General features: G+C 67.5%; 26 protein-coding genes. 11 read left to right on the top strand and 15 right to left on the bottom strand.

Annotated elements, in window-relative coordinates:
* Positions 1-246: 246 nt before the first annotated feature.
* The 5 genes from ACWD38_RS10880 to ACWD38_RS10860 all read right to left on the bottom strand — a co-directional run bounded on the left by ACWD38_RS10880 (position 247) and on the right by ACWD38_RS10860 (position 3,006).
* Entirely contained in the window at positions 247-843 is a 597-nt protein-coding gene (locus ACWD38_RS10880; RefSeq protein ID WP_450123957.1) for a hypothetical protein, read from the bottom strand.
* 36 nt (positions 844-879) lie between these two features.
* Positions 880-2,019, bottom strand: a complete 1,140-nt coding sequence (locus tag ACWD38_RS10875; RefSeq protein ID WP_450123956.1) for a WXG100 family type VII secretion target — start codon at positions 2,017-2,019, stop codon at positions 880-882.
* Positions 2,020-2,043: 24 nt separating this feature from the next.
* Positions 2,044-2,340, bottom strand: a complete 297-nt coding sequence (locus ACWD38_RS10870) for a hypothetical protein (RefSeq protein WP_450123955.1) — start codon at positions 2,338-2,340, stop codon at positions 2,044-2,046.
* Positions 2,337-2,690, bottom strand: coding sequence for an SAV_915 family protein (locus ACWD38_RS10865; RefSeq protein WP_184479584.1), 354 nt, complete (start codon positions 2,688-2,690; stop codon positions 2,337-2,339). Before ACWD38_RS10865 ends, ACWD38_RS10870 begins: the two co-directional genes overlap by 4 nt.
* Before the next feature lie 184 nt (positions 2,691-2,874).
* Complete coding sequence (locus ACWD38_RS10860; RefSeq protein WP_450123954.1) at positions 2,875-3,006, bottom strand: hypothetical protein; 132 nt, start codon at positions 3,004-3,006, stop codon at positions 2,875-2,877.
* 986 nt (positions 3,007-3,992) lie between these two features.
* Between ACWD38_RS10860 and ACWD38_RS10855 the strand changes: the two genes are divergently transcribed.
* Positions 3,993-5,756 (top strand): transcriptional regulator, encoded by a 1,764-nt coding sequence (locus tag ACWD38_RS10855; RefSeq protein WP_450123953.1) that lies wholly within the window; start codon positions 3,993-3,995, stop codon positions 5,754-5,756.
* Here ACWD38_RS10855 and ACWD38_RS10850 read toward each other — a convergent pair.
* From ACWD38_RS10850 to ACWD38_RS10840, 3 genes are all read right to left on the bottom strand, one after another.
* Positions 5,731-6,075, bottom strand: coding sequence for a signal peptidase I (locus ACWD38_RS10850; protein WP_184479581.1), 345 nt, complete (start codon positions 6,073-6,075; stop codon positions 5,731-5,733). The genes ACWD38_RS10855 and ACWD38_RS10850 overlap by 26 nt on opposite strands.
* On the bottom strand, positions 6,075-7,751 hold the full coding sequence (locus tag ACWD38_RS10845) for a transcriptional regulator (RefSeq protein WP_450123952.1): 1,677 nt from the start codon (positions 7,749-7,751) through the stop codon (positions 6,075-6,077). The genes ACWD38_RS10850 and ACWD38_RS10845 overlap by 1 nt, the downstream gene beginning before the upstream one ends.
* A 139-nt stretch (positions 7,752-7,890) precedes the next feature.
* A complete protein-coding gene (locus tag ACWD38_RS10840; protein ID WP_425503553.1) occupies positions 7,891-8,139 on the bottom strand; it encodes a hypothetical protein in 249 nt (82 codons plus the stop codon).
* A 291-nt stretch (positions 8,140-8,430) separates the two neighbouring features.
* Here ACWD38_RS10840 and ACWD38_RS10835 point away from each other — a divergent pair, with 291 nt between their 5' ends.
* The 8 genes from ACWD38_RS10835 (at position 8,431) to ACWD38_RS10800 (ending at position 15,710) form a co-directional block, all read left to right on the top strand.
* Complete coding sequence (locus tag ACWD38_RS10835) at positions 8,431-8,646, top strand: helix-turn-helix domain-containing protein (protein ID WP_184479578.1); 216 nt, start codon at positions 8,431-8,433, stop codon at positions 8,644-8,646.
* Positions 8,643-8,984 carry a WhiB family transcriptional regulator gene (locus ACWD38_RS10830; RefSeq protein ID WP_184479577.1) on the top strand — a complete coding sequence of 114 codons (342 nt, stop codon included), beginning with the start codon at positions 8,643-8,645 and terminating at the stop codon, positions 8,982-8,984. Before ACWD38_RS10835 ends, ACWD38_RS10830 begins: the two co-directional genes overlap by 4 nt.
* A 2-nt stretch (positions 8,985-8,986) precedes the next feature.
* Complete coding sequence (locus ACWD38_RS10825) at positions 8,987-9,313, top strand: hypothetical protein (protein ID WP_450123951.1); 327 nt, start codon at positions 8,987-8,989, stop codon at positions 9,311-9,313.
* Entirely contained in the window at positions 9,310-9,993 is a 684-nt protein-coding gene (locus tag ACWD38_RS10820; protein WP_246456824.1) for a hypothetical protein, read from the top strand. Before ACWD38_RS10825 ends, ACWD38_RS10820 begins: the two co-directional genes overlap by 4 nt.
* Positions 9,990-12,131, top strand: coding sequence for an FtsK/SpoIIIE domain-containing protein (locus ACWD38_RS10815; protein WP_184479575.1), 2,142 nt, complete (start codon positions 9,990-9,992; stop codon positions 12,129-12,131). Before ACWD38_RS10820 ends, ACWD38_RS10815 begins: the two co-directional genes overlap by 4 nt.
* Positions 12,132-12,272: 141 nt before the next feature.
* On the top strand, positions 12,273-14,042 hold the full coding sequence (locus ACWD38_RS10810) for a recombinase family protein (protein WP_425503552.1): 1,770 nt from the start codon (positions 12,273-12,275) through the stop codon (positions 14,040-14,042).
* Positions 14,043-14,410: 368 nt separating this feature from the next.
* Positions 14,411-15,043, top strand: coding sequence for a recombinase family protein (locus tag ACWD38_RS10805; RefSeq protein ID WP_450123950.1), 633 nt, complete (start codon positions 14,411-14,413; stop codon positions 15,041-15,043).
* A complete protein-coding gene (locus ACWD38_RS10800; protein WP_450123949.1) occupies positions 15,000-15,710 on the top strand; it encodes a recombinase family protein in 711 nt (236 codons plus the stop codon). Before ACWD38_RS10805 ends, ACWD38_RS10800 begins: the two co-directional genes overlap by 44 nt.
* Positions 15,711-15,994: 284 nt before the next feature.
* Here ACWD38_RS10800 and ACWD38_RS10795 read toward each other — a convergent pair whose 3' ends face one another.
* Together ACWD38_RS10795 and ACWD38_RS10790 are read right to left on the bottom strand one after the other, a co-directional pair.
* Positions 15,995-17,083 (bottom strand): flavin-containing monooxygenase, encoded by a 1,089-nt coding sequence (locus tag ACWD38_RS10795; RefSeq protein WP_450123948.1) that lies wholly within the window; start codon positions 17,081-17,083, stop codon positions 15,995-15,997.
* Between the two features lie 64 nt (positions 17,084-17,147).
* Entirely contained in the window at positions 17,148-17,987 is an 840-nt protein-coding gene (locus ACWD38_RS10790) for a helix-turn-helix domain-containing GNAT family N-acetyltransferase (protein WP_450123947.1), read from the bottom strand.
* Positions 17,988-18,086: 99 nt separating this feature from the next.
* Here ACWD38_RS10790 and ACWD38_RS10785 point away from each other — a divergent pair, with 99 nt between their 5' ends.
* The gene (locus tag ACWD38_RS10785) at positions 18,087-19,421 is read left to right on the top strand and encodes an NAD(P)-binding domain-containing protein (RefSeq protein ID WP_450123946.1); all 1,335 of its coding nucleotides are present in this window, start codon (positions 18,087-18,089) and stop codon (positions 19,419-19,421) included.
* 4 nt (positions 19,422-19,425) lie between these two features.
* Entirely contained in the window at positions 19,426-20,649 is a 1,224-nt protein-coding gene (locus tag ACWD38_RS10780; RefSeq protein WP_450123945.1) for an MFS transporter, read from the top strand.
* A gap of 88 nt (positions 20,650-20,737) precedes the next feature.
* On the opposite strand, the gene ACWD38_RS10775 is transcribed toward ACWD38_RS10780, so the two are convergent.
* The 5 genes from ACWD38_RS10775 to ACWD38_RS10755 form a co-directional block, all read right to left on the bottom strand.
* Positions 20,738-21,706, bottom strand: coding sequence for an arsenic resistance protein (locus ACWD38_RS10775; protein WP_450123991.1), 969 nt, complete (start codon positions 21,704-21,706; stop codon positions 20,738-20,740).
* 113 nt (positions 21,707-21,819) lie between these two features.
* A complete protein-coding gene (locus ACWD38_RS10770; RefSeq protein WP_450123944.1) occupies positions 21,820-22,098 on the bottom strand; it encodes a hypothetical protein in 279 nt (92 codons plus the stop codon).
* 16 nt (positions 22,099-22,114) lie between these two features.
* Positions 22,115-22,561 (bottom strand): MerR family transcriptional regulator, encoded by a 447-nt coding sequence (locus ACWD38_RS10765; RefSeq protein WP_450123943.1) that lies wholly within the window; start codon positions 22,559-22,561, stop codon positions 22,115-22,117.
* Complete coding sequence (locus ACWD38_RS10760) at positions 22,558-22,896, bottom strand: hypothetical protein (RefSeq protein WP_450123942.1); 339 nt, start codon at positions 22,894-22,896, stop codon at positions 22,558-22,560. Before ACWD38_RS10760 ends, ACWD38_RS10765 begins: the two co-directional genes overlap by 4 nt.
* A gap of 186 nt (positions 22,897-23,082) precedes the next feature.
* Positions 23,083-24,141, bottom strand: a complete 1,059-nt coding sequence (locus ACWD38_RS10755; RefSeq protein WP_450123941.1) for an ArsO family NAD(P)H-dependent flavin-containing monooxygenase — start codon at positions 24,139-24,141, stop codon at positions 23,083-23,085.
* Positions 24,142-24,225: the final 84 nt, after the last annotated feature.

The raw sequence follows: 24,225 nt of genomic DNA, 5'->3' as shown, positions 1-24,225 counted from the left end.
CGCCCGCAAAAGGCGCCAATCCAAGCGGTTTCTCCCGTAGTGGGCCAGTGGAGTCGGCTCTTCAGCGGCTTGGGTCGCCCAAGTGCCGGGTGAGCGACGCCGTCAGTGCCTCTACGGAGACGTAGAAAGGCTAGCAGGCGACGGTTTTGAGGGAGCGTGGGGGCTAGGTTCCTCACGTGTTCGACGATCGTGCTGGTCGCTGCACCGCTAGCTGTCCCGGTTGAGGCCTTGCTGGATCAGCAAGGCCTACCGAAGACTCAGCTTATCCAAGGCGTGCGGGTTGGTTTTGGCGCTGCCTCGCTGCACCGAGTGGACAATTCCGTTGTAGACGAGATCCCAGAGGTTACGGTTAGTCTGGATCTCTCGTAGGTTGATCGAGAGCTCGTTTCCGCTTTTGTCCTTGAGCTCCAGGTCCCATGCGAGGCCGCCGCTGGTGCCGACTACCTTGACCTTGGCCAGTTCGTAAGTGTCGACGTAGCCGTTTTTGACTGCGAACCAGTCGGATCCTGCGGATATACCGACGCTTCTGCCGATGAAGTAGAAGACGAATGGTGGCCAGATGACGAAGAGCCACAGCCACCATGTGCTCATCCAGCCGATTCCCCAGTCTCGCAACGTTCCGAAGGCGATGAGGATCACCGACATCAGGAGGCCCGACAAGATCGATGTCGATACGCGGCCTTGGTGCCACTCAAGCACTGGCCCGCGTCCCTCGGGGGCTGACGGGTATCGGGCTCGTCCTGGGGCGTTCTTCACATCACCGCTGTAATCAGCTGAGACCGGCGCGCGCGGTGGGCGAGGTTCGCCGGTGCGCGGGTCTGGTTTTGGTGCGATCTCAGGCAACTTCAACCTCTCGACATGGAATGGCGCTGCGTCAGCCTAGTCCGGCCATATTTCGTCGACGACGAAACCGACGCCAATTCCGACAACGCCGCCGACGACAACGCCGACAGGACCACCGATTGCAGCGCCGACGACGGCACCAGAAACGAACGAGGAGCCGCCACTGACCGCGGCTTGGGTGGGGTCTTTTCCGTTATTAATATCTAGACCCACTCCGAAAGTGGTGATCCCCAGTCCGAGCCACGGTAGTTTCGACGCTATTTTTCCAGCGCCTTTGAGTACGGGGCTTCCGGACTTCGGTGCTTTCGGAACCAGTTTCGCGTCCATCCCGCGGATGGCCGATTGGACCTTCGGCGGGAACCGGTCGATGACGCGTGCCGCGCGCGAAGCCATCGCGTTGTCCATCGCGTCTTTCGCGGCGAGTTCGTTGGTGATCTGAATTCGCGCTGCTTGTGTGCGGTTGGAGAGGCTGAGGTTTTGGCTTGTGGTGAGGTGCGCTGCGCGTTCGGCTTTGGTGATGGCTTCCTCGGCAAAGGCGCGGAACTTGGTGGTGCGCACCGCGACCGCACCGGCCATGCCCGTTGACATGTCGGCCAGGGTCAGCGAGAGCTTCGCCGGATCCAGGGCGCCGGACAGGAAGCGGATCAAGACGTGTTGGGAGTCGGATTCCGTCTTGCGGGCATCCTTCACGATCTGCGAAGCCTGAGCGTAAGCCTGCGCCTTCTTCTCGAAAGCTCCCTGAGCTTGGACCGCCGCGCCGTGGTCCTGCTTCTGCTGCGGGGTTGCTGGCTTGTCCGTCGGCAGCGGAGTCGGATTCGCAGGAGCAGGACCAGGTTCTTGGATCTCGTAGCCCTTGATCTCCAGACCGCCTGCCGCGGCTACGTCGCGAGCCTGCTGCATCTTGGTTCGGACGGTCCGTAAGTCGTCGCTGTGCGTCTCCAGCGCTCCGCACGTGTCGTTCAGTGCGCCGGTGACGTCGTCGGTCATGCGCCCGAATTGGGTCATGAGGTTGCGGAACGCTTCTCCGGCGGACTCACCCCACCCGGCTTCGGACTCACCGCGGACCGAGTGCACCTGGTCCGCGGTCGCGGAACTTCCTTCGGCTTGCTCACGTAGCCAGTCGCACGTGGCCGTCAGGCTTTCAGGATCGCCCTCGACCTTGGTATCCAGTCCCACTGCGGTGTTCCCCCTCGAAGATTCTCAGCGCGGCTGCTCAGCCTGGAGCTCCTGCGCGTGGAAGGCAGCCGCCTGCTCATAGTCGGTGTCCACGTACACGACGCGGCTATCTGCGACGGAGTCTCCTGCTGCGCCTGCGCCGGTGGTGACATTGCCCAGCGCCTCGGTCAGCTGGGCCAGCGCGCCCATGATCGCGCCTGTGACCACACCAGCCTGAGGTTCCGGCGGCGCCGTCGCCGCGCCTTCCATGTCTGCGCTGGCGTTGCGCAGCTTGCTGGCGAGCCCGTCCAGGACTGCGGGGTCGACTTCGCTGCCGCTCACCGGTTGCCCTCCTGGAACCTCGCCTGGCGCTCCTCGATCGGTAGCGCCGCATCCCACAGGATCACATCGGCCCCGGACTTCTCCCGCAAGCCCTCGACCTGCCAGCCGCGGACCGCGACCCACGCCTGTCCGTCACCGCATCCTTCGACCAACTCTTTGAGCGACGTGAACGCCAGCAACGCGCGATCTCCCGAAGCGGTCTGCCGTAGTTCCAAGGTCACCTCAGCGTCCCGCTTGGTCACTCGCGCGGCCGGGACGTACGCAGTCTCGGGCACATCGTCGTCACCATCCAGCGTCGCCATGTGCTCGGCTCCGATCACCGACGGCGCGGCGTCTTCATGCACTCGCATGAAGTCTCGGTCTCCATAAACCAAGCGGGCATCCCTCCAGATGTCGATCCAGGTCGGGACCATACCCACGAGATCATTAGCGTGGGTGGCGGACCTGCGAGGTAACCCGATTGGATCAATCACTCCGGCTTGGCGTTGTGGAGCACAGCTGCGATGGCGAGTAGTCAGATGCGTCTGGGCCGAGTCAGTCCTCCGTTGAGCCGTCGGTCGTCTCGGTCGTTTCGTTGCCGACACCGGCCGCAACGGAGTCCGCCTGGACTCTGACCGGGATCGGGGGGCCAACGATCGCTGGCTGCTCTTCGTCGATCTCGTCCACGGTTCTGCTCCCTTTCCGTCGGATGAGTGGGCGTCAACGCCTGTGCCGGTGCGTGTTGCCGACGGTCCCGGCTTCAGCGGTTTGTGAGGTGTCCTTCGGCCGTCCCAGTGGTGTCCCGCGAACGGCTCGGGCTTCAAAGCCTGGGACAGCTGCCTCATGTGGCTGAACTGCTGTTTTGAGGTTTGGGACAGCGTGCGTTGGTCGTCCTTGCTGTCCCGTGGATGCCGTCAGCGGCTTGTGGCGAGACAGCATTGGTGGGACAGGACAGCGTCCCGGCCACTTCCCGGGTGCTGCGCGGACGCGGTTGCGCTTCGCCTCCGAACAACCTGCGTGCTGACAGGCATCGCAGAGCGTGCGCGCGAGACGTCCGAGTCCGAGCGGTGGTGTCTCGGCCAGCCGCCGGTGAACGGGGGTGTGCAGGCGGTGCCCGCACGCGGCGGCGGGAGTCGGCCCGCCGCGTGACATCGGGACCAGGTGCCAGCGGGATTCGCGGACGCTGGTCATCCACGCGTATCGGCAGCACATGGCTAGTTATGGATGCTCGACTGCGAGCGCGACGCGGGCGGGTGGCTGGGGCGGGGATTGCTCGGTTGCAGCAGTAGCGAGCAGTAGACACGGAACGCACGGTCCGCATGGCGCGACTTGGCCGGGGCCTAGCTCTGCGCCGGGCTCTGCCGCCTCTTCGACGGCGGAGACGTCGAACTCACGGCGGCACCAAGAGCGGATTCGGTCTCCGATGGTGTGGCGGGTGCAGTGGGTAACGCGTTGGGTTTCGCCGACGAGGCCGGGCTTGTACTGGAACCACTGGATCGTCTCGGACACGCGGCTTCTCCTCGAAGTTGGGCCGCGGGCGGAACCGGGGATCGGGGGTTTGCCGGCTCCGCCCGCGGTGGGTCCGGCGGCGGCGTAAGAGAGGCGGAGCGCTCGCCGCCGGACGACTCGGTGGACCGTGGGTGTTCGGCCCGTGTCAGACTGAAATCAGCTTGTTGCTGCTGAAATCGTGGCGGAACGACTTCGGGGCGACTTGCGGACGACACGAGGCGACCTCTTCGGGGAGGGGATCGACGGTGTGGAGCTACCGGACGGTGCTCGAACAGCGGATACGCGAGCGGCGGCAGACGTTGGAGGAGTTCGCCGAGTACGCCGAGGCGTTCGCGCGCGAGCACGGCGAGGTGGGCACGCTCGGGGTGCGGCACCTGCAACGGCTCGTCGCCGGGCGCGGGGCTCGCGGGAAGCCGCTGGGGAGGGTGCGGCCAGCGACGGCGAGGTTGTTGGAGCGAATCTTCGGCGACAGCATTGAGACGCTGCTCGGCGAGCCCGAAACGCGCTCGGTCGCCTCGGAAGTCCCTACAGCGGCACCCCGCAGCGACGACCGATCGACCCCGCAGCCGACAAGCGCCGAGCCAAGCACGGGGGCCGGGATCGAGTCGCCGACCGCGGACGGAGTCGAGGCGTCCGGTGACCTTCTCTCCGCCTTCGATTGGCTCGATCAGCACACTGGGTGGGCGCCCGGGACCGCCAAGCGGAAGGTTCGATCCCGTCTGTCCCGGCTGAGCGCGGGTGACCTGCTCGACCGGAACGCCCGGCGGTCTCGCATCGGGCGGGACGCAGTCGCCGAAGCTCTTTCCGAGTACTACGGGCGGAGCCTCGCCAACGGATACTCGATCCACCGCGCCCGAGTGGATGACTGCGAGGTCGGAACCAGCCTTCTCACACGACCGGACTGGATCGACCTCGCGTCACCGCTCACACCGGAAGGTGATGCGCTAGCACTGACTGAGCAGCACTCAAGCCCAGCGACGAACCCGATCGACCCCCGGAGAGCGGTTCACCGACTCGCCGAAGCCACGGCGCTCGGCGTGCGGATGATCAACGCGCCGCTCTACCGTCTCCACGATGTCGACTTCACCGGTGACACGGTGAACGGCTCGCTCAACCTCGCGCCTTTCGTCGAGTACGCGCTCACCTCGGATCTCCTCGAAGGCGAGCTGCTGGACGCCATCAGCCAGGGGCAATCGATTCGGCCGGGAGAGTTACCGCTCCGGGACGCATACCTACCGGATCTCCCTGGTGTTCTTGACCTATCCGCACGGAAGTGCGTCGGCGGAGTCTTGGCCCTCTGCGCGGTCGCGCGACCGGCCGACCCGTACCGAGGTCCGGCGGACTTCGCGCTCCTCGTCCAGGAGCGTTCGGGGAACGTGCTCAACGCGACTGGACGACTCGCGGTCATCCCGAAGGGGTTCCACCAGCCGTTGAAGGAAGCTCGTGCGGAAGCGCGGATCGGCTCGACGCTACTTCGAGAGCTCGAAGAGGAGCTGTTCGGCCGGGCCGAGGTCGATGGGACGTCGGGGGAGCCGCGCGTGGCCGCTCCGATGCACCGGAGTCGGCTCTCGGACCCGATGCGCTGGCTGCTCGACGAGCCCGGCCGACTGCGTCGGGAGTGCACCGGGTTCGGGTTCAACTTGGTGAGCGGGAACTACGAGTTCGCGAGTCTCGTCGTCATCGACGATGAGGAGTTCTGGAGGCGGTACGGCGGCGACATCGAGGCGAACTGGGAGGCGTCCGGGCTGCGGCTCTACTCCACACTGGACCGCGAGCTGTTGAACCAACTGATCGCTGACGAAGCGTGGAGCAACGAAGGTCTTTTCGCGCTGCTTCAGGGAATTCGCAGGCTCGGCGAGAGCAATGATCCGCGCCTGGATCTGCCCACAGTGGACGCCGAGTTCACGACGTCGGCCAGCGGAAGGTGATCACGACCGCGTCAGTCAGCGCTTCCCACTTGTGTTCGTGGCCCGGTCCCCAAACCGCGTAGTCGCCCTGGTTCTCCAGCGTGATGCTGGTTTCGGCGAGATCGAGTCGGAACCGCCCCTGGACGAGAAGCAGCATCGTCGTGCGGTCGGCGTCAGATGCCCACTCCGTACGCGCCTCGCCGGGCTCGTGGATGCCCCACTTCACTTCGGCGTCAGTCGAGTGACGCACGTCCTCTTCGGGCCTGAAGTGGCCGAGCAGCCAGCCGCGGGTTTCCTTGCCGTCTTCGGCGGCGTTCCCGCTGTACCAGTTGTCGCCCACTACCGAAGCTCCCATCCGATTTCCGGCAGGTCCACCCGCTCGCCGCCAAGGTTCGCGAGCCGCCGAAGTCCTTGCAGCAGCGCGAACAATCCTTCGTTGCTCCACGCTACATCGCGCACCAGGTCGGCCAGCGCTTCGCCGTCGAGGCTGGAGTACTGCCGTAGGTTCGCCGTCTCCCAGTTGGCTTCGATCTGCCCGCCGAAGCGGTTCCAGAACTCCTCGTCTTCGACGACGATCAGCCCGGCGAACTCGAAGTTCCCGCTGACCAGGTTCAGGCCGAAACCGGTGCACTCCGTCCGCAGTCGGCCGGGCTCATCGAGCAGCCAGCGCATCGGCTCGGAGAGACGACTCGGGTGCATCGGGTCGGCCTTGCGTTGGTCGCCCACGGTGTTGTCGATCTCGTCGCGGCCGAACAGCTCCTCTTCCATCTCGCGCCGCAGCGTCGCGCCGACCTGCGCATCGGCGCGCACGTCGGTCAACGGTTGGTGGAAGCCCTTCGGCGTGACGGCCAGGCGTCGGGAGGCGTTCACGACGTGGCCCGAACGCTCCTGAACGAGCAACAGGTAGTCGGCTTCACCGCGGAGTGGGCTCGCCGGGCGCGCGAAGGCGCACAAGGCCAGCGTGCCGCCGGAACAGAGCCGCCCGGACATGTCCAACACCGATGCCACGTCGGGCAGGTGGCGGTCCCGTAGCGAGAGCGCCCCCGGTTCCGGCACTTGGCCCGAGGTGAGCGCGTCGACCAGCTCGGCTTCGAGTAGATCCATCGTCAGCGCGTACTCGACGAACCGCGTCATCCCGAGTGACCCGCCGACCCGCCCACCTTCGAAGTCGACGCCAAGCAGCCGGTATAGCGGCATGTCGACCATGCGGATTCCGAGCGTCAGCGTCTCCGCCAGCCGATCGATGGCACGCGAGGCGGCTTCCTCGTCCAACGACAGTTCGGCGTCAGCCGCAGTCGAAGCTCGAAGCCGGTCATGCGATGCGATGAGAGGCGCGTTCAGATCGAGCCAATCCGAGCTGGTGAGGATGCTCGTCGCCGACTCGTGGTCGCCGTACCGCGCGCTGTAGAGCCCGTGAGTGTCCGGACGGTCCCGGTAGTACTCGGCAAGTGCGTGCGCGATGTCGCGCTGATTCACTCGCCCGCGGCGTTTTCCTCGGTCCTGTAAAGAGCTCGCGTCGAGCTCCGCTAACCGTGCCGCAGTCTTCCTGCGCGCGGTGCCAGGTTCCCATCCAGCCCTGTTGTCGACCCAGTCCAGCGCCGCACCGATGTTCGGGTCTGCGCTTAACCGGCGCTCAGCTTCGGTGACCGCAGAGACCCGCTCCGCCGAGCCCGTATCCGAGGAGAAGTGCTGGTGCACATGGGTGTCGCCGACGTGCTGCCCTACCTGAAAGACCAAGCCAGAGACGCTGCCTGACAGTTCGTTGCGGACATCCTGTTCCGTCGAGTTTGCGGTGAGCGCGGCGAAGCAGTCCTTCGCCTGAGCCGAAGCCTGCTCCAACGCGGTGTCGAGGAGCTGTTGCATCTCGGATTTCGGACGTAGGTCCGGTTTCTGATGCCACCCGGCCACGGTGCGCACACCGATTCCGAGGTGCTCGGCGAATCCCTCATTGCTGAGCCTTAACGCCGCTTGTAATGCGCACGCGGTCTCGCCCGTCCAGCCGCTGGTCAGGTCCATCGTTCAGCGCCTCGCAAAGCCGTTGTGCACTGGTTCCGCACTGCTCATGCACTGGAAGTGCGTCGAATCCGCATGGGGATCGGCGGCGATTCCAGATGAAATCAATGGCATGGAAAACACCACGGCGGCGAATTTCCCGCTACCGGTTCGGGCGGACATTCTCGGCCACCGTTCTCAGGTCGGTCTTCAAGTCGTCCAAGCGCTCGGTGATCTCGGCCAGGCGGTCCTCGACGGCGTCCAACCTGGACGCCAGCGAGTCGCCGCGGCCGGTGTCTTCGGACTGCTCAGGTGGTGTGCGCCCGTTCAGCACGGCGTCGAGGTGCTGCGGGTGCCACCCGAGGGTGGTGGACAGGGACTCCAGCGTTCGCGCGCTCCGCCGGCGCTCCACCGTGTGGTGCTGGATCTCCCTGACGATCGCTTGCGAGACGCGCGATCGGTCCGCGAGTTCCCGTTGGCGCCATCCGAGCGCGTTGACGCGCTCGTTTATGGCCTTGGCGACTGACGCCCAATCTTCCGACACCTATTCCTCCGCGCTCCGCCTCGGCGCCGAGGTTAACCGTTCTCGCTCTTCCTTCCACCCGTGACACCGCGCTTTTCGCGGCACGGCGAACGAACACGTCCATTCATGCGCTGATTTCATCAACATAATGATGAAATCAGTAATCCAAGGGGATTTTTGATGCGATCTGCTATTCGTCCCGCCGACCGTTCGACCTTCTACACGGTTCGGCAAGCCGCTTCGATCCTCGGCGTCGAGACGGCGACCGCCTCCCGCGCCGTTCGCGTCGGGCACCTTCGCGCCGTCCTGCGGCGCGGTCGGCTCGTCGTTCCGGCCAGCGCCCTCACGCGGCTGCTCGGCGAGCCCACCGAGATTCGTTCCGGGGGTGGCCGATGAGCACGCCGTTCAACGACCTCCGGCTGATCGGGATCGCGTGGCGGCTGGATCGGCTGCGCTGGGTGCCGACCGCCTCGCTCACCGAGATCGTCGGCCGCAACGGCAGCTGCATGACCAGCGACCCGCACGACGAGCCGCCCGAGGAACCGTTCTCGGATCGGGAGCTTGCCGCCCGGCTCTGCGAGGGCTGCCCGGTTCAGGACGAGTGCCTGGAACTGGAACTCCGCACCGCTGGCGAGAACACCGTTGGGGTCTTCGGCGCACTGCCCGAGGACGACCGGCGCGACCTGCTCATGCACTGGCTCCAGCGCGGTGAACGCGCCGAGGGAGGTGACTGACCATGATGCCCCAACTCACCCCGGTAGAGATCCTGATCGGCGTCGCCGTGCTCGTCGCCCTGGTCGCGCTACGCCGGGCCAGCGCGCGGGCCGCACGGAAAGCGCACGACGCTGCGCAGGTCGGCACACGGCTGATGTCGCTCGCGAGCCGCGTGCTGCTCGGCGCGGCTGTGATCGTCGGCGTGCAGTGGATCGTGATCAGCCACGCCGAGAACCGGGCGCTCCTCTGGACGGTGCTCGCGGTCCCCGCGCTGTTCGCCGCCTACACCGTGACCAAGGCGTTGACCGTCACCGTCGAGACACCGCGCCGGAAGGGCGGCCGACGATGAACCGGCGGGATGCCGAGAGCGGGCGGCACGAGCCGCCCGCCTCACCCGAAGTCGAGACAATCGAGCGGACCCGGTCGCAAGTGGACCGGTTGTGCTGGACGGGAATCCTGCTCGGGCTCGCGTTCACCATGACCAACGTTCAGAGCTTCGCCGCTGCCGGTGCCGCGGTGTGGTCGCTGCCTTGGTGGGCCGCGTGGCTGCTCGATCCGATGGTGTCGCTAGTGCTGCTCGCGGTACTCCGGGCCGAGCAGGTCACCGCCCGGTACGGCATCCGCACCGGTGGGTGGGTTCGCGGCGCGAAGTGGTTCACGCTCGCGGCCACCTATGTCATGAACACCTGGCAGGCGTTCGCGGACGCTTCTGCGGCCCTGGCGGTGCTGCACTCGGTCCCGCCGCTGGTGGTATTCGTCGCCGCCGAGGCCGTGACCGACCTCCGGGACAAGCTCGGCGAAGCCGCACGCGGGATGGCTGTGAACGTCGATGAACACCCAGCTCCGGCCGTGGACGAGGAGGCCGGTCCGAAGCGGCGGGTGAGCTTCGACGAGTACTTGGACCGCGCCCGGTCGGCGTGGACTCCTGGAACGGTCGTCACGCCTGCCTGGGTTCGGGAGGTCGCCGGTTGCTCGCGTGGGCTGTCGTCCCGGCTCGCCGCGACGCTCGCCGAGGAGGTGCGCGGATGAGTACGGAGGAAGGTTCGGGCTCTTTCGGGCACGTCGAACGGCACGTGTTCGAGGCGGATCTCGTCGATGACGTCTCGCCGGTGCCGAAGCCGAGCCGTTGGCGACGCTTCGCGAGGTGGTGGCGAAGCTCCACGCACATTCCGGCGGGGCTGCGTTCACGGGAAGCCGCCAAGAACGCCGCGGTGGATGTCGCGCTGTTCCTGCTCGGCTCGCCGAAGTCGTTCGTCGGTGCGGTGTGGCGCGGCCTGGTGCTGGCCGTGCGGACGTGGCGCCGGTGGGTGCGCGTCGTGGACTACCGGGAAGCGGCCGAGCAGTCCGAGAAGTTGGCGGACAAGTTCATTGAGATCCGTGAACTCACCTTGTTCCGGTGGAAGCTCACGGGTGCCGTCGCGCTGTTCACGGCTTCGGTGCTCCTCGTCGCAGACCTGTGCTTCGGGACGGTGGCGCTGTGGGGATCGGGTGGCGTTGTGGCGGTCGCTCTCGCCGTCACCGGTCGCCGGAAGGAAGGCGCTCCGGGCCGCAAAGCGGTGCTGTCCGGTCCGCGTTCGTTCGCGTGGGCGATGGAACCTCAAGTTCTCGTGGACGCTTTCCGGGACGCGAAGCTGGTCGGCAAGGACGAGTCACTGCGTCTGGTCGAGCGCGCGTCGCGTGCGGGCGACGGCTGGGCGATCACAGTGGACCTTCCGGCCACTCGCAAGGCGGCCGACGTCGTGAAGAACCGGGAAGCGCTCGCCTCCGCGTTGGCGGTCGACGAGGTTCAGCTTGTCGTCGAGCGGGTGCGCGGTCGCGGTGGGCACGCCGGTCGGGTCTTCCTGTGGGTGGCTGACGAGGACCCGTACGCCGGTCCGCCGGTTCGGTTCCCGCTGCTCGAAGCGGAGTGGTGGGACGCATGGCGACCGATCCCGTTCGGAGTGGACGCGCGCAATCGGAAGGTCGACCTGCCGTTGGTGTGGACCTCGCTACTCGTCGGCGCTATCCCTCGGCAGGGCAAGACTTCGGCGGTTCGAGTTCCGGCGGCCGGACTGGTCCTCGATCCGCACACCCGGCTCTACGTCTTCGATGGGAAGGGCGGGAAGGACTGGGAGGCTGCCGAGGCTGTGGCGCACCGGTTCGTCTGCGGAGACGAGATCGAGCACGCGACGGCTGTTCGGGATCACCTCGCCGAGTTGGTCGCCGAGGTGCAGAGCCGCTACTCCCGTATGTCCAAGTTGGACGATGACGTTTGCCCCGAGTCGAAGATTACCCCTGCCATATCTAGAGATTCAGCGCTTGCGATGCCGATCACCGCTGTGATCATCGATGAGGTTCAGGTGTTCTTGGAGAACCCGGAACGCGAGGACGTAGGCGGGCGGAAGACGACGCTCGGCGGGTACATCGCGGACCTGCTGACCTACCTCGCACGAAAGGGGCCGGCGGTCGGCGTGGTGGTCGTGCTCGCCACGCAACGGCCGGACTCGAACACGATCCCGTCCCGTCTGCGGGCCGTGCTCGGATCGCGGTTCGCGTTGCGGGTGATGGATTGGCGGGACTCCAACATCGTGCTCGGCGAGCAGATGAACACCCGAGGTTTCGACGCCTCGACGCTGCTCACCAATCACAAGGGAGTTGGCATCCTCCGCCCGGACGGCGACACCGATGCGGGCGAGGAGACGTTGGCGCTGATCGTGCGGACCTACTACATGCTCAACGCCGAGTGGCGGAACATCTGCCAGCGCGGCCGAGCATTGCGGGAAGCCACGGGGACGCTCACAGGACATGCCAACGGCGACGACGCTCACCGGGCGATCGACGAAACCGCAGTGGTGAAGGCACTCGGTGCGGGGACCGCCCGCGCGCCGATCCCGGAGAACCTGCCCGAACCCCTGGCGTCCGTGTGCCACTACCTCGGCTCGGAACTCGACGAAAGGGACTTCGTGCCGTCCGGCGAACTGACCGCTGCGCTCGACGTGGTTCCCGGCATCTTCGCTCAGCAGATGGGCGACCTCGGATGCCGCCCGACCCGCAACCGGGTTCCCGCCGACGACGGCGAGACCAAGCGGGTTCGCGGCTACTTCACCGCCGAGATACGCGCGGCCATCCAGCGCTTTGCGGCTGATGAAATCGGCTCCGATGAGGAGACGGAGGACGACGGGGCGTGAGCAGCGCAGACGACAGGAGCGACGGGATCACCGTCCACTTCCCGTCAGAACTTCCGGAGCTAACCCCGCAGACCTGCCGCGCTCTACTTGTCATACTGGTTGAACTGGCCGACGCAAAGGCCCCGAACGGGGCCGAGGGAGGTGAACAGCTTGACTGATGAAATCGGCTCGCATCCGTTGGCGGTGCTGGACGAACTACTTGGCGTCGAGGTCACCGAAGCCGTTGATGACGGGATCGGCCCGGTGGCGTTCTACGGGCGGTGCTCTACCGAGGACAACCAGGACCCGGAGACCTCGCACGGCTGGCAGCTCGGCAACGCTCAGAAGTTCGTCGAACCCTTCGGCGGAGTCGTCGCCGCCGAGTACTTCGACGTGGGCCAGTCCCGATCCGTGCCGTGGGAGCGCCGTGAAGCCGCTTCCCAGCTCCTTGCCGCGCTGAAGGACCCGAATCGGACTTGGAACGCCGTAGTGGTCGGGGAAGGGACCCGGTGCTGGTTCGGCAACCAGTTCTCGTTGATCGCGCCGAAGTTCGGTGCCTACGGGGTGGATCTGTGGGTGCCGGAGTTGGGCGGCAGGTTCGACACCCGCAACCCGTCGCACAAGATGCTCATGAGCGTGCTCGGAGGCATGAGCGAGTCCGAGCGCCAGCACGTGCAAGCACGGGTTCGGGCTGCGATGGATGCTCAGGTCCTCAACGAGGGGCGCCATCAGGGCGGCCGAGCGCCTTACGGCTACATGGTTGTCGATGGGGGACCGCACCCGAATCCGCGTAAGGCGGCCGAGGGCTACCGTCTGAAGGTGCTCGCGATCGATGAGGAAGCAGCCGAAGCCGTACGCCGTATCTTCCGCGACTACCTCAACGACATGGGCGATCGGGCGATCGCCAACGGACTCAACCGGGACGGCATTCCTTGCCCCTCGGCGAAGCGGCCGGACCAGAACCGGCACCGGCTCGCCGACGGCTGGCAGGCTGGCACCGTGCGGGCCGTCCTCGAAAATCCCCGGTACACCGGTTACGCCATCTTCGGCCGCTGGACGAAGCACGAAACCCTTCTCAACCCCGATGACGTCGCCGCAGGACACGTGACGCGGTTCCGCCGTTCTAGCCCGGACCGGATCGTCCGCTCACGCACACCGGCGCACCCGGAGATCGTGTCCGTGGACGAGTTCACGCAAGCCCAGCTTCTCCGCCGATCGCGATCCGCGGGAGGCAACCGAGGAATCGCGAAGCTGGAACGGACCCGCGACAAGGGCACCCGGCGGTACTTGCTGCGGGGAATGGCGCGCTGCGGGTTCTGCGGCCGCAAGATGCACGGCGCGATGATCCGCAAACACGAGACCTACTACCGATGCCTGGCGCGCTCACTCGCACCCGGCTCTGAAGCACTGGCCGATCACCCGAGAACGGTGAACCTGCGAGAAGCCGACGTGCTGGAACCGCTCAACACCTGGATCGGACACCTGTTCGCCCCGGCGAACGTCGATCGCACCGTCGCGGCACTGCTCGGCTCTCAGGCCGAGTCCAGCAACCGGACCGGCCCGAAGGACGCGCTGAAGAAGAAGCTGACCGACTCCACTACGCGGCTGCACCGCCTGCAATCCGCTGTCGAAGCGGGAGCCGATCCGGCGGCGCTCGTCGACGCGATCAACACGGCACAAGCCGAGCGGTCCGCCGCGCAAGCAGAGTTGGACGGCACACCCGAGGCGCGGACGCTGAAAGACGGGGAGGTCTACGCCATGATCGATTCGCTCGGTGACGTGAGGGCTGCCCTCGCGGATGGCAAGCCGGAGAGCCTGAACCAGCTCTACGACAGCCTGCAACTCCGCCTCAAATACGAACCACACGCGCGAGTCGTAGAAGCTACGATCTCACCGCGTGTGGTTAGCGTGCGTGTCCGAGGGGGGACTTGAACCCCTTCCAGTGGGAGGAATCCCCGTTCGTGGGATTCATCTCCATGAATCGAAGTTAGCACACGGTTTTCGGTTTGAGTTTGATGTCCTCGCGTGAGGAGCGTCGAGTCGTGGGGTTTGTCGGCGTGTTGTGGTGCCCTGGGTGGCTGCTGGTGGGGGTCTGGTGTGCGGCTATTCGGGTGGTGTCGTTGGTGGTGGCGTCATGGGTGGTGTGTGCGGGCGTTCCAGGTCTGGTGGATCGGTGATCTGGGAGGCGAGGTGTGCACATGGACGGGGTAGGTGACCAGCTGGCGCGAGGTGGGAGTCGTCGGCGGCGTGGTTCGGTGGGTGCGTGTGGTGGTGGGTTGCGGTTTGCTTTTTATGGGCGGATGTCGACCAAGGAGTTTCAGGATCAGGAGACGTCGCTGGCGTGGCAGCGTGAGGTGGCTGAGGAGACGATCGCCGGCCGCGGGGTGATCGTGGCGGAGTACTTCGATGAAGGCTGCTCCCGCCGCTGGTCCTGGTCCAAGCGCCCCCAAGCGGCCGCCTTGCTGGACGCGGTGCGGAGTCCGGATCGAGGTTTTGATGCGGTGGTGGTGGGGGAGTATGAGCATGCCTTCTATGGGAACCAGGTTCAGGCGGTGATGGCGTTCCTGGCTGAGCGTGGGGTGGGGTTGTGGTTGCCGGAGGCGGGTGGGCCGGTGGATTTGGCTGATCCGGAGCATCGGGCGTTGATGGTGTTGTTGGGTTCGCAGTCCCGGGGAGAGGTGTTGAAGTCGCAGCATCGGGTGTTGGCGGCGATGCGTGCTCAGGTGTGTACGCAGGGCCGGTTTCTAGGTGGACGGCCGCCGTATGGGTATCGCCTCGCGGACGCGGGTCCGCACCCGAATAGGGTTCACGCGCAGTGGGGGCGTCGGCTCCATCGGTTGGAGCCGGATCCGGTGACAGCGCCGTGGGTGCGGTGGATGTTCACGCAGCGTGCTTGCGGGGCGCAGTGTTGCCGGGATAGCCCGGGAGCTTAACGATCGTGGTGTGCCGTGCCCCTCTGGTGCTGACCGGGTACGTAATGCGCATCGATCCGGGCGGGCGTGGATTGCGCGCACGGTGGCGGGGATTCTGGAGAATCCGCGGTATACGGGTGTGCAGGTGTGGAATCGGCGCGGTTCGCTCCACAAATCTGGCGGTGCGCGCCGTGCTGGGGGTGCTGGCGGGCGGATAGCGGAGCGGGATTGGGTGATGTTGAATGAGCTGGCGCATCCCGCATTGGTTGATGAGTCGACATTCAATTCGGTTCAGGGCATGCGTGCGATCCGCAAGACTCGAGGGGGAGGGACGCGGATTTATCGGTTGGCGGGGTTGGTGATGTGCGGCCGGTGCGGTCGGCGGTTCGACGCGCATTGTGTGAATAGCAGGGCCGGTTACCGTTGTCGCCACGGCCACACCAGTGCCCAGCCGAGTCCAGGGATGAAGAACACTTATGTCAGGGAAGACCACCTACTTGAGGGTCTTCGAGCCCGCTTGCCCGACGACACTAGGGGCGATGACGCGTCCCTAGCCGATTATCTCCGCACGAACGGACTGGTGGTCGTTCACTACGGCTCGAGCTGGACGATCAAGCGGTCCGAGCCAGCACGAGCCCAAATGAGCCGGCGCTCCAGCGGCATGCAGCTGCCGCTACCGATCTCCTGAAGGTCTGCGGTCGCCTGCGGGAGTTGCGCACTAACGACGGCCTGGCGGCCGGAGATCGGGTGAGGCCACGTCCAGTTGGCTGTCCCGCCTGTCGCGGTGGACGTGCGTCTGGGACACGTAACCGGGACAGGTGGGAGCGGCTGGTGACGTGCAGAAACGTAGCTGGTCGCAAGTAGGGACGGGCTGATGGGTGTCCCTGCACGTCCCAGAACCGGTCTGCAGTGCCTGGGGAGCGGCGCCGTTTTGGGGACGGACGCGGCGGGTTGCTGGGTCCCTTGCGTGTGTCAGTGGGCGGGGGCGGTCGTGCAACAGGCATGCCTGTTGTTTCTGGCTGCCTCGGCCAGGTTGCCGGCGACGTGGTGGGCGTCGCGGTGGACTCCGCGGAGGGTGGCGGAGGAGAAGCTGGTTTGCCATTCCAGTCCGACGTATCCGAGGCCGGGGCAGGTGTGTGAGAGGCCCCGTCGGTGGTGGGGTGCGCCCGTCGGGTCGAGGGCTCCGAGGGATTGGAGGTAGGTGAGGTCGGGGCGGTAGCCGGTGGCGAGGATGACGGCGTCGATGTGTTCGTGGGTGCCGTCGGTCCAGGTGACCTCGGTGGTGTTGAGGTGATCGAAGAGGGGGCGGTGGCCGGGTTTCCCGGATTCGATGGCGGCTTTGTAGGCGCCCTTGTCGGAAACCGGGGTGGTGGGGATGGTGCGCAGCCAGGGTCCTAGGGGCAGGACGTCGAGTCTGGTGGTGGCGGTCCACCAGTGCAGGTCGCGGCCGAGCAGGGTGGGGTTGGCGTAGCGCAGCGGTGTGCGGCTGGTGATGGTGGTGTGGGCGTGTTCGGCGAGTTCGACGGCGATCTGGACTGCGGAGTTGCCGCCGCCGACGACGAGGACGCGTTGTCCGGCGAAGGGTGCGGGGTTGCGGTAGTCGGATGCGTGCAGGACTGTGCCGGCGAACTCGTTGAGCCCGGGGAGTTCGGGCCGGTGGGGGCGGCTGAATCCGCCGGTTGCGGCGAGGAGGATGTTTGTCCGCAGTATCTCGCCGTGTTCGGTGTGGACGGTGTAGGTGCCGTTGTCGGCGGTTACGGTGCTGACGCGGTGGTGGGTGCGGATGTCGGCGTCGAGGGTGCGTGCGTAGCGGCGGAGGTAGTCGACGACGTCGTCGCGGTGCGGGTAGTGGTCGGGGTCTCCGGGGAAGGGCACGCCGGGGAATGCGCTGAATTGGGCAGGGGAGAACAGGGTGAGGCTGTCGTAGTAGTGCGGCCAGGACCCGACCGGTTCGGCTCCTGCTTCCAGCACGACGGGCCGGAGGCCCTGGGGGCGGAGGGCGTGGGCGGCGGCGAGTCCGGACTGGCCGCCGCCGATGACGATGGCGTCGCAGAGGTTCACAGGGCACCTTTCATCGACCGTCGCCCTCACAGAAGGGCGACGGTGTGGGTGAGAGGAGATCGGGTCAGTCGGCGTCGCAGCTGCGGCGGCGTTCGAGGAAGACGGTGTCGCGCCAGACGCCGTGGTGCTGGGCGATGCGCTCGCGCAGTCCGACGGTGCGGAAGCCCGCGGAGTAGTGCAGGGCGATGCTGGCCCGGTTCTCCGGGAAGATCGAGGTTTGCAGAGTCCACAGCCCGTCGGCGTCGGCAGCGGTGACCTGCTTGTGCAGCAGGGATTTTCCGACACCGCGGCCGCGGAAGTCCTCGCCGACGTAAACCGATGTTTCCGCCACACCGGAGTAGCAGTCCCGATTGGACACGGGGGTCGCGGCGGCCCACCCGGCGACCTGCCCGTCGACCTTGGCGACCCACCGGTGGTCGGGCAGCCACTTGGCCTCCAGCGACTTGCGGGGCGGGACGTCGGTTTCGAACGTGGCGTGGCCGGTGGCAATACCGTCGGCGTAGATGCGACGCACGTCGGTCCAGTCGTCGGGTTGCAGCTGCCGGATGGTGACGTCCTCGGGGAGGTTGTCCGGGCAGCACGGGCGGGCGACGACGCCCATGACCGCGTCGGCGGCGTGCGGCAGACCGGTGCAGCAGGCGGTGTTGACCGAGACGAAGGTGGTGGTGCGTTCCTTGTGCAGCAGCACGAACCCGACGTCGGCGAGTTTGCGCACGTGGTGCGAGCAGGTGGACTGGCTGATGCCCAGCTGTTCGGTCAAGGTGCCCACGCTGATCGTGCCGGCCGCCGCCACGGCGTGCAGCAGGCGGACGCGGGTGGGTTCGGCCAGGCACGCGAACCACTCGGCGTAGGTGGCCGCGTCCTCGGCGGGCAGCAGTCCTGTCTCAGAGGCCGTCGTCGTCATGCCCTGAGTATCGACGCACATCGATGCTTGCGTCAATCGATGTGGGTCGATACGGTCGAGGCAGTTTAATCGAAGCGGATCGATGTATAGGGGTGTGTCGTGGACGAGAATCCGGTTGTGGTGGTGGGTGCGGGCCCAGTGGGTCTGGCGGCAGCCGCGGAGGTTCTGGAGCGGGGTCTGGAGCCGTTGGTGCTGGAGGCCGGTTCGGAGGCCGGGTCTGCGGTGCGGGAGTGGTCGCATGTGCGGTTGTTCTCGCAGTGGTCGGAGTTGATCGACCCGGCCGCGGCGCGGTTGCTGGAACAGCAGGGGTGGCAGGCGCCGGCACCGGCGGGCTACCCATCAGGTGCGGAGTGGATCGAGCAGTACCTGCGGCCGTTGGCGGCGGTGCTGGGGGAGCGGGTGCGCTTCGGTGCCCGGGTGGTGGGCGTGGCGCGCCGCGGCCGGGACCGCGTGGTGGATGCCGGACGAGACTCGGAGCCGCTGACGGTGCACGTCGAGACCGCGGGCGGCGAGGAGCGGATCACCGCCTCGGCGGTCATCGATGCCTCCGGGACATGGCGCAGTCCGAACCCGCTGGGCGGCGACGGATTGCCGGCGGTCGGGGAGCGCTCGGCCCGGGAGCGGATCAGCTACCAGGTGCCCGATGTCTCCGATGCGCAGGTCCGGGCCCGGTTCGCGGGCAAGCGCATCGCCGTGGCCGGCTCCGGGCACTCGGCCTTGACCGCGTTGGTGGCCTTCGCCGGACTGGCCGAGGAGGCGCCGGGTACGGAGATCGTGTGGGTGCTGCGCCGGGGCCGCTCGGGGGATGTCTTCGGTGGCGGCGAGGCCGACCAGCTGCCCGAGCGCGGGGCGTTGGGGCTGCGTGCCAAGCAGGCGGTCGAGGCCGGACATGTGCGCACGGCGACGGGTTTTCGCACGGCCGCGGTCGAGGCCGATGGGGATGGCCGGTTGGTGCTGACCTCGTTCGAGGGGCACAAGAGCGAGCCTGTCGATGAGGTCGTGGTGCTGACCGGATTCCGGCCGGACCTGTCCTGGCTCTCGGAGATCCGGTTGGGCCTGGACCCGGTGCTGCAGGCACCGACCGCGCTGGCGCCGTTGATCGATCCGAACGTGCACTCTTGCGGCACCGTCTACCCCCACGGAGCCAAGGAACTCGCTCATCCGGAACCAGGGGTGTTCGTGGTCGGGATGAAGAGCTATGGGCGGGCGCCGACGTTTTTGGCGATGACCGGTTACGAGCAGGTCCGCAGCGTGGCCGCCGCGATCGTCGGCGACACCGAGTCCGCCGAGCGGGTCGAGCTGGTCCTGCCGGAGACCGGGGTGTGCGGTGGGGCCGGGTTGTTCGACGAGCCCGAGGTCGAGCAGGCAGGTGGTTGCTGCGGCGCGCCGCAGCAGAGCGTCGAGTTGGCGGCGCCCGGAGCCGCTGAGCGCTGACCGCATGCACTCCGAATCGCAGACGAGCGCCGCCGCACCGCCTGTCGAGGCCATGCGGCGGCGTCGCGCCCTGATCGCCTTGTGCATCACCGAGATCACCAGCTGGGGCGTGCTGTACTACGCCTTCCCGGTGCTGGCGCCAGCGATCACGCACGACACCGGCTGGTCGTTGCCGGAGGTGACGTGGGCGTTCTCGGCCAGCCAGATCGTGTCGGCCCTGACCGGGATCGCGGTGGGGCGGTGGCTAGACCGCCGTGGCCCGCGTGCGGTGATGACCGCAGGCTCGGTGCTGGCTGTGCCCGCCGTGCTCGGGATCGCGTACGCCCCGAGCTACGGGTGGTTCCTGCTGGCATGGTCGGTCGCTGGTGTGGCGATGGCGGCGACGTTCTACCCGCCTGCCTTCGCCGCGCTGACCCGCTGGTACGGGCCGGACCGGGTTCGTGCGCTGACCGCGTTGACGCTGGTGGCGGGTCTGGCCAGCACGGTGTTCGCGCCGCTGACCGCGGCCTTGAACGACCACCTCGACTGGCGCGGCACGTACGTGGTGCTGGCGGTCGTGGTCGGAGTCGTCACGATCCCGCTGCACGCCGGACTGCGGCTGCCGTGGCCTCACCTCGCCCACGACGAGCATTCGTCGGCCAACGGGCACGCGGCCGAGATCGCGCGCAGCCGCGCGTTTTCGGCGCTGGTGACGACGATGGCCCTCGGCGGGTTCGGCGTGTACGCGGTGGTGATCAACCAGGTTCCGCTGCTGACCGAACGCGGCTTCGACTCCCACCTGGCGGCCTGGGCGCTCGGACTCGGCGGCGTCGGGCAGGTCCTGGGGCGGCTGGGCTACGCCCCGCTGCAACGACGCACCGGGGCCCGTGGCCGCACCGTCGTCATCCTGCTGGCCTGCGCGGCGACCACGCTGGTGCTGGCGGTGGTTCCGGGGCCGACCGGGCTGCTGATCGTCGCGGCGATGCTCGTGGGCATGGCCCGCGGCGTGTTCACCCTGCTGCAGGCCACCGCCGTCAGCGACCGATGGGGCACCGCCGCCTACGGGAGGCTGAGTGGTCTGCTGTCGGCCCCGCTGATGATCGCCATCGCCCTCGCGCCGTGGGGAGGCTCGGCGATCGCGGCCGCCTTGGGCGGGTTCCCGGCCCTGTTCCTCGTGCTGGGCGCCATGACGGCAGCCAGCGCGCTGCTCGGATTGGCCACCCGCCCCGCGGCCGGGGCGAACAGTTGATCAGCGAAGAGCCGATGGGCTGCGTTCTCTGCGTGGCCCCGGGGAGCCCGGATGATGAGAACGACCGGACTACGCAAACGGCGGGTGATCACTGACTGTGCGGCTGCTCGATGCCGGTGGGAGCGGGCAGTAGCCGAGGCACGACCCGGACGTAGATCACCATGCCCACCACTTCCACCAGAGTCTGGGTGACTACTACGACGGCGGCGATCGCGAGTCGATCCGGGAGTGCCAGGGCCAGGGGTAGAACGACGAGCGAGTTGCGGGTTGCGCCGGTGAACACGATCGCTCTCCCGGCCGGGGCGTCCAGCCGGAACACGCGGGCGACGGCGAGTCCGGCGAAGGCCATCACGGCCAGGAACAGCACGTAGAACGGTGCGACACGGGCGACCGCGGCGAGGCCGTCGCCCAGCTTCGGCACTTGGGAGGCCACCACCGTCAGCAGGGTCGCGGCCATCAGCGGCACCATCAGTGTCCCCATCGCATCTGCTACCCGTTGCCCGGCCACGCGGCGAGCCGCCCAGCCTTGCGTGAGCCAGGCCAGTGCCAGCGGGATGACGATCAGCACGACGAAGGCCTCGACGAACGGGCCGACCTCGACGACATCGGCCAAGCCCGCACCTAGGAACAGGAACAGGTAACCGGGCAGCAGCACCATCTGCGCAATCAGCAACAGTGGCGTCGCCGCGAGCAGTTTCCTGCTGCTCCCACCAGCCAAGCCGCTGAACACGATCACGTAGTCCACACACGGTGTCAGCAGGACCAGCAGCACTCCCAGCCGCACGGCCTGGTTGGCAGGTAGGAAAGCGAACAGCGCTGCGACCACCAGCGGCACCACCACGAAGTTCACCACCAGCGTGGCCGCCAGGAACCGGCCCGCCCGCAAGGAGCGGCCCAGCTCCGCGGCAGGCACCTGCAAAAACGTCACGTACAGCAGTGCCGCGAGTACCGGGTTGATGGCGTGCTCCAGACCCGGCCCCGCACCGGGGCCGATCCAGCCGACGAGGCCCCCGGCTGCAAGCGCTCCCATGTAGATGGCGACCTGGTGGCGTTCCATGCCTGTGACCAGGCCGGATGAGGACGGCAACGCTCAGTGCTCCTTACAGGGCGAAGCGCGCGACGCGCGTAGGAGTGACAAGCCAGCTGCTGGAGCTGGCGATGGTCGTGCAGTCAGAGCTTATCGGCGGTCCGTGCTGGTGATCGTGAGGTCACCGGCTCGACGCAGCTGCATTCGTCCTCATCTGCGGTCTTCGGCGAGCAGGAGCAGGAGCGGCGGCGCTGGCCGAGCCACCAGGTTCCGGCGGCGAGGACTGCCAGGGCGACGATGGCGGGCAGCCAGCCGACGATGGCGGAGGCTCCGGCGCCGATGATGCCCGCAGTGATCAGGGTGGGCAGTGCGCAGCAGGCCACGCAGGCCAGTCCGGCTAGGCCCGCGAGCGCCTTCGACATTCGGCGAGGGCGGGATTCAGCAGCAGGGGCCGGCATGGCGGTTCTCCTCGGCGAGGTCGGTGAAGGGGATGGGACAGCAGGCGCTGGCGGCGCAGGCGGACAGGTCGTCACAGCCCGCCGCCACAGCGTCGGCCAGGGCACTGCGGATCGTGGTCAGATCGGAGATCTTCGCGTCGACCTCGGCGAGCTTCGCCTTCGCGCGCTCTTGCAGTCCGGCGACCGGGCGGCCGTGGCGGTGGCGGCCGGTCTCCAGCAGCTCGGCGACCTCATCCAACGTGAAACCAAGACGCTGGGCTGCCTTGATCACGCGCAGCGCGGTCACCGCGTCGTCGCCGTACAGGCGGTGCCCGCCCGGCGAACGAACAGGCTCGGCCAGCAGGCCGCGGCGTTCGTAGTAGCGCAGAGTCTGGATGTTCACACCGGCCACCTGAGCGACCTGACCACTACGCAGGCCCTTGCTCACTGCCGTCCCCCGGTCAGAGTCCTAGCCTGGTCGACCAGGGCGCTTAGGACCGGCTCGTGCGCCTGGTCCACCGCGATGTCCAGATGCACCCCGGTGTCGCCGACTGTGGTGGTGAAGGCGAAGAACGAGCAGCAGCCGCTCTCCCGGTCGGCCAGATCACTGACCTGCTCTTGCACACCGGCGTCGCCGGATAGCGCCAGGCGCACGCGCAGCGGCTCGGGCCGGGACACCTCCGTCCACCGCGCGGCGAACAGGGCATCCCACTCCGCCACCCGCAAAGGCCGCTCCGCTGTCGGCAGAGTGCAGGACCGCGGCACCCATTCCACGTTGGTCATCGTGCTCACTCCCGTCATCGCGCCCTGGGTGGAAGCCCCGGACACCATCGACGGTAAACCTCTACCTAGCTACAGGATGCAAGAGTCATCAGCGCGAGGCGCTGCTCGGCGCCGTCGGCTGATGCACGGGCGGGCCGTTCGGAAAGCCGACCGCGCACATCAATGTGCATCTATCCAAGTGGTCTCTTATCGCGAAAGGCGTTGTGCGATGTCGGCGACCGCGGGTTTCGTGGTCCGCGCGGCGCCGACCAGGGTGGCCGAGGCCCAGCCGGTCCAGTCGCCGTAGCCCAGCAGGTGCAGCCGTGGTTCGGCGGTGCTGCGCGTTGCTTCGGTGGGGATCGTCCCGTTCTCGGTGCGCAGGCCCAGCGGCGCGAGGTGTCGCAGGGCGGGGCGGAAGCCGGTGCACCAGATGATCGCGTCGCAGTCGAGTGCGCGGCCGTCGTCCCAGGCGATGCCGCGCTCGGCGAGCCGGTCGAACATCGGCTCGGCGTGCAGCACGCCGCGCTGACGAGCCTCCAGCACGCTCGGGACCATCACGATGTCGCCCAGCTGCTGGGGTCCTCCGTCGTCGGGCAGTCCCGCGCGGCGTGCGGCTTCGCGCTGGGTGGCCACGTCGAACAGGACCCGGCCGTCGACGTCGTCGGGCATGAATCGCGGCGGACGCGCGGTGACCCAGGTCGTGTCGGCCACAGTGGACACCTCGGCGAGGATCTGGGCCGCGGAGTTGCCGCCTCCGACGACCACGACGCGCTGGTCGGCGAATTCCTTCGGGCACCGGTAGGACTCGGTGTGCCATTGCCGTCCGGCGAAGACCTCGCTTCCCGGATACGAAGGCAGATGCGGTTGGCTCCAGGTTCCGGTGGCGCTGATGACGGTGCGCGCCCGCCACGTCCCGCGGTCGGTGTCCACGGCCAGCCACGCACCGGCGTCGTGGACACCCTCCACGCGCACGGGCCGCTGCACCGGCAGCTGGTAGCGCCGCTCGTAGGCGGCGAGATAGCCCACGACGTGGGCGGCGGTGGGGAACTCCTCCCCGGGCTGGCGAGGCATCCACCACCCGGGAAGCGGGCTGTACTCGGCGGGCGAGAACAGTCGCAGCGAGTCCCAGTAGTGGCGCCACGCCCCACCGGGCTCGGGCTGGTCATCGAGGATGACGAAATCCAGCTTCGCGCGCCGGAGGAAGTACCCTGCTGCCAGGCCTGCCTGCCCGCCGCCGATCACCACCACATCCCGGGCCTCGGGCACCACGACCTCCATCCGCCTGAGTCGAACCGTCCCGCCCCTGTGCAGCGAGGCGCCGATCACAGCGCGACGGGAAACCTGCCATCG

Source organism: Saccharopolyspora sp. NPDC002578, from assembly GCF_053592695.1.
The sequence above is the reverse complement of the archived record's forward strand: the minus strand, read 5'-3'. Positions and strand labels throughout refer to the sequence as shown.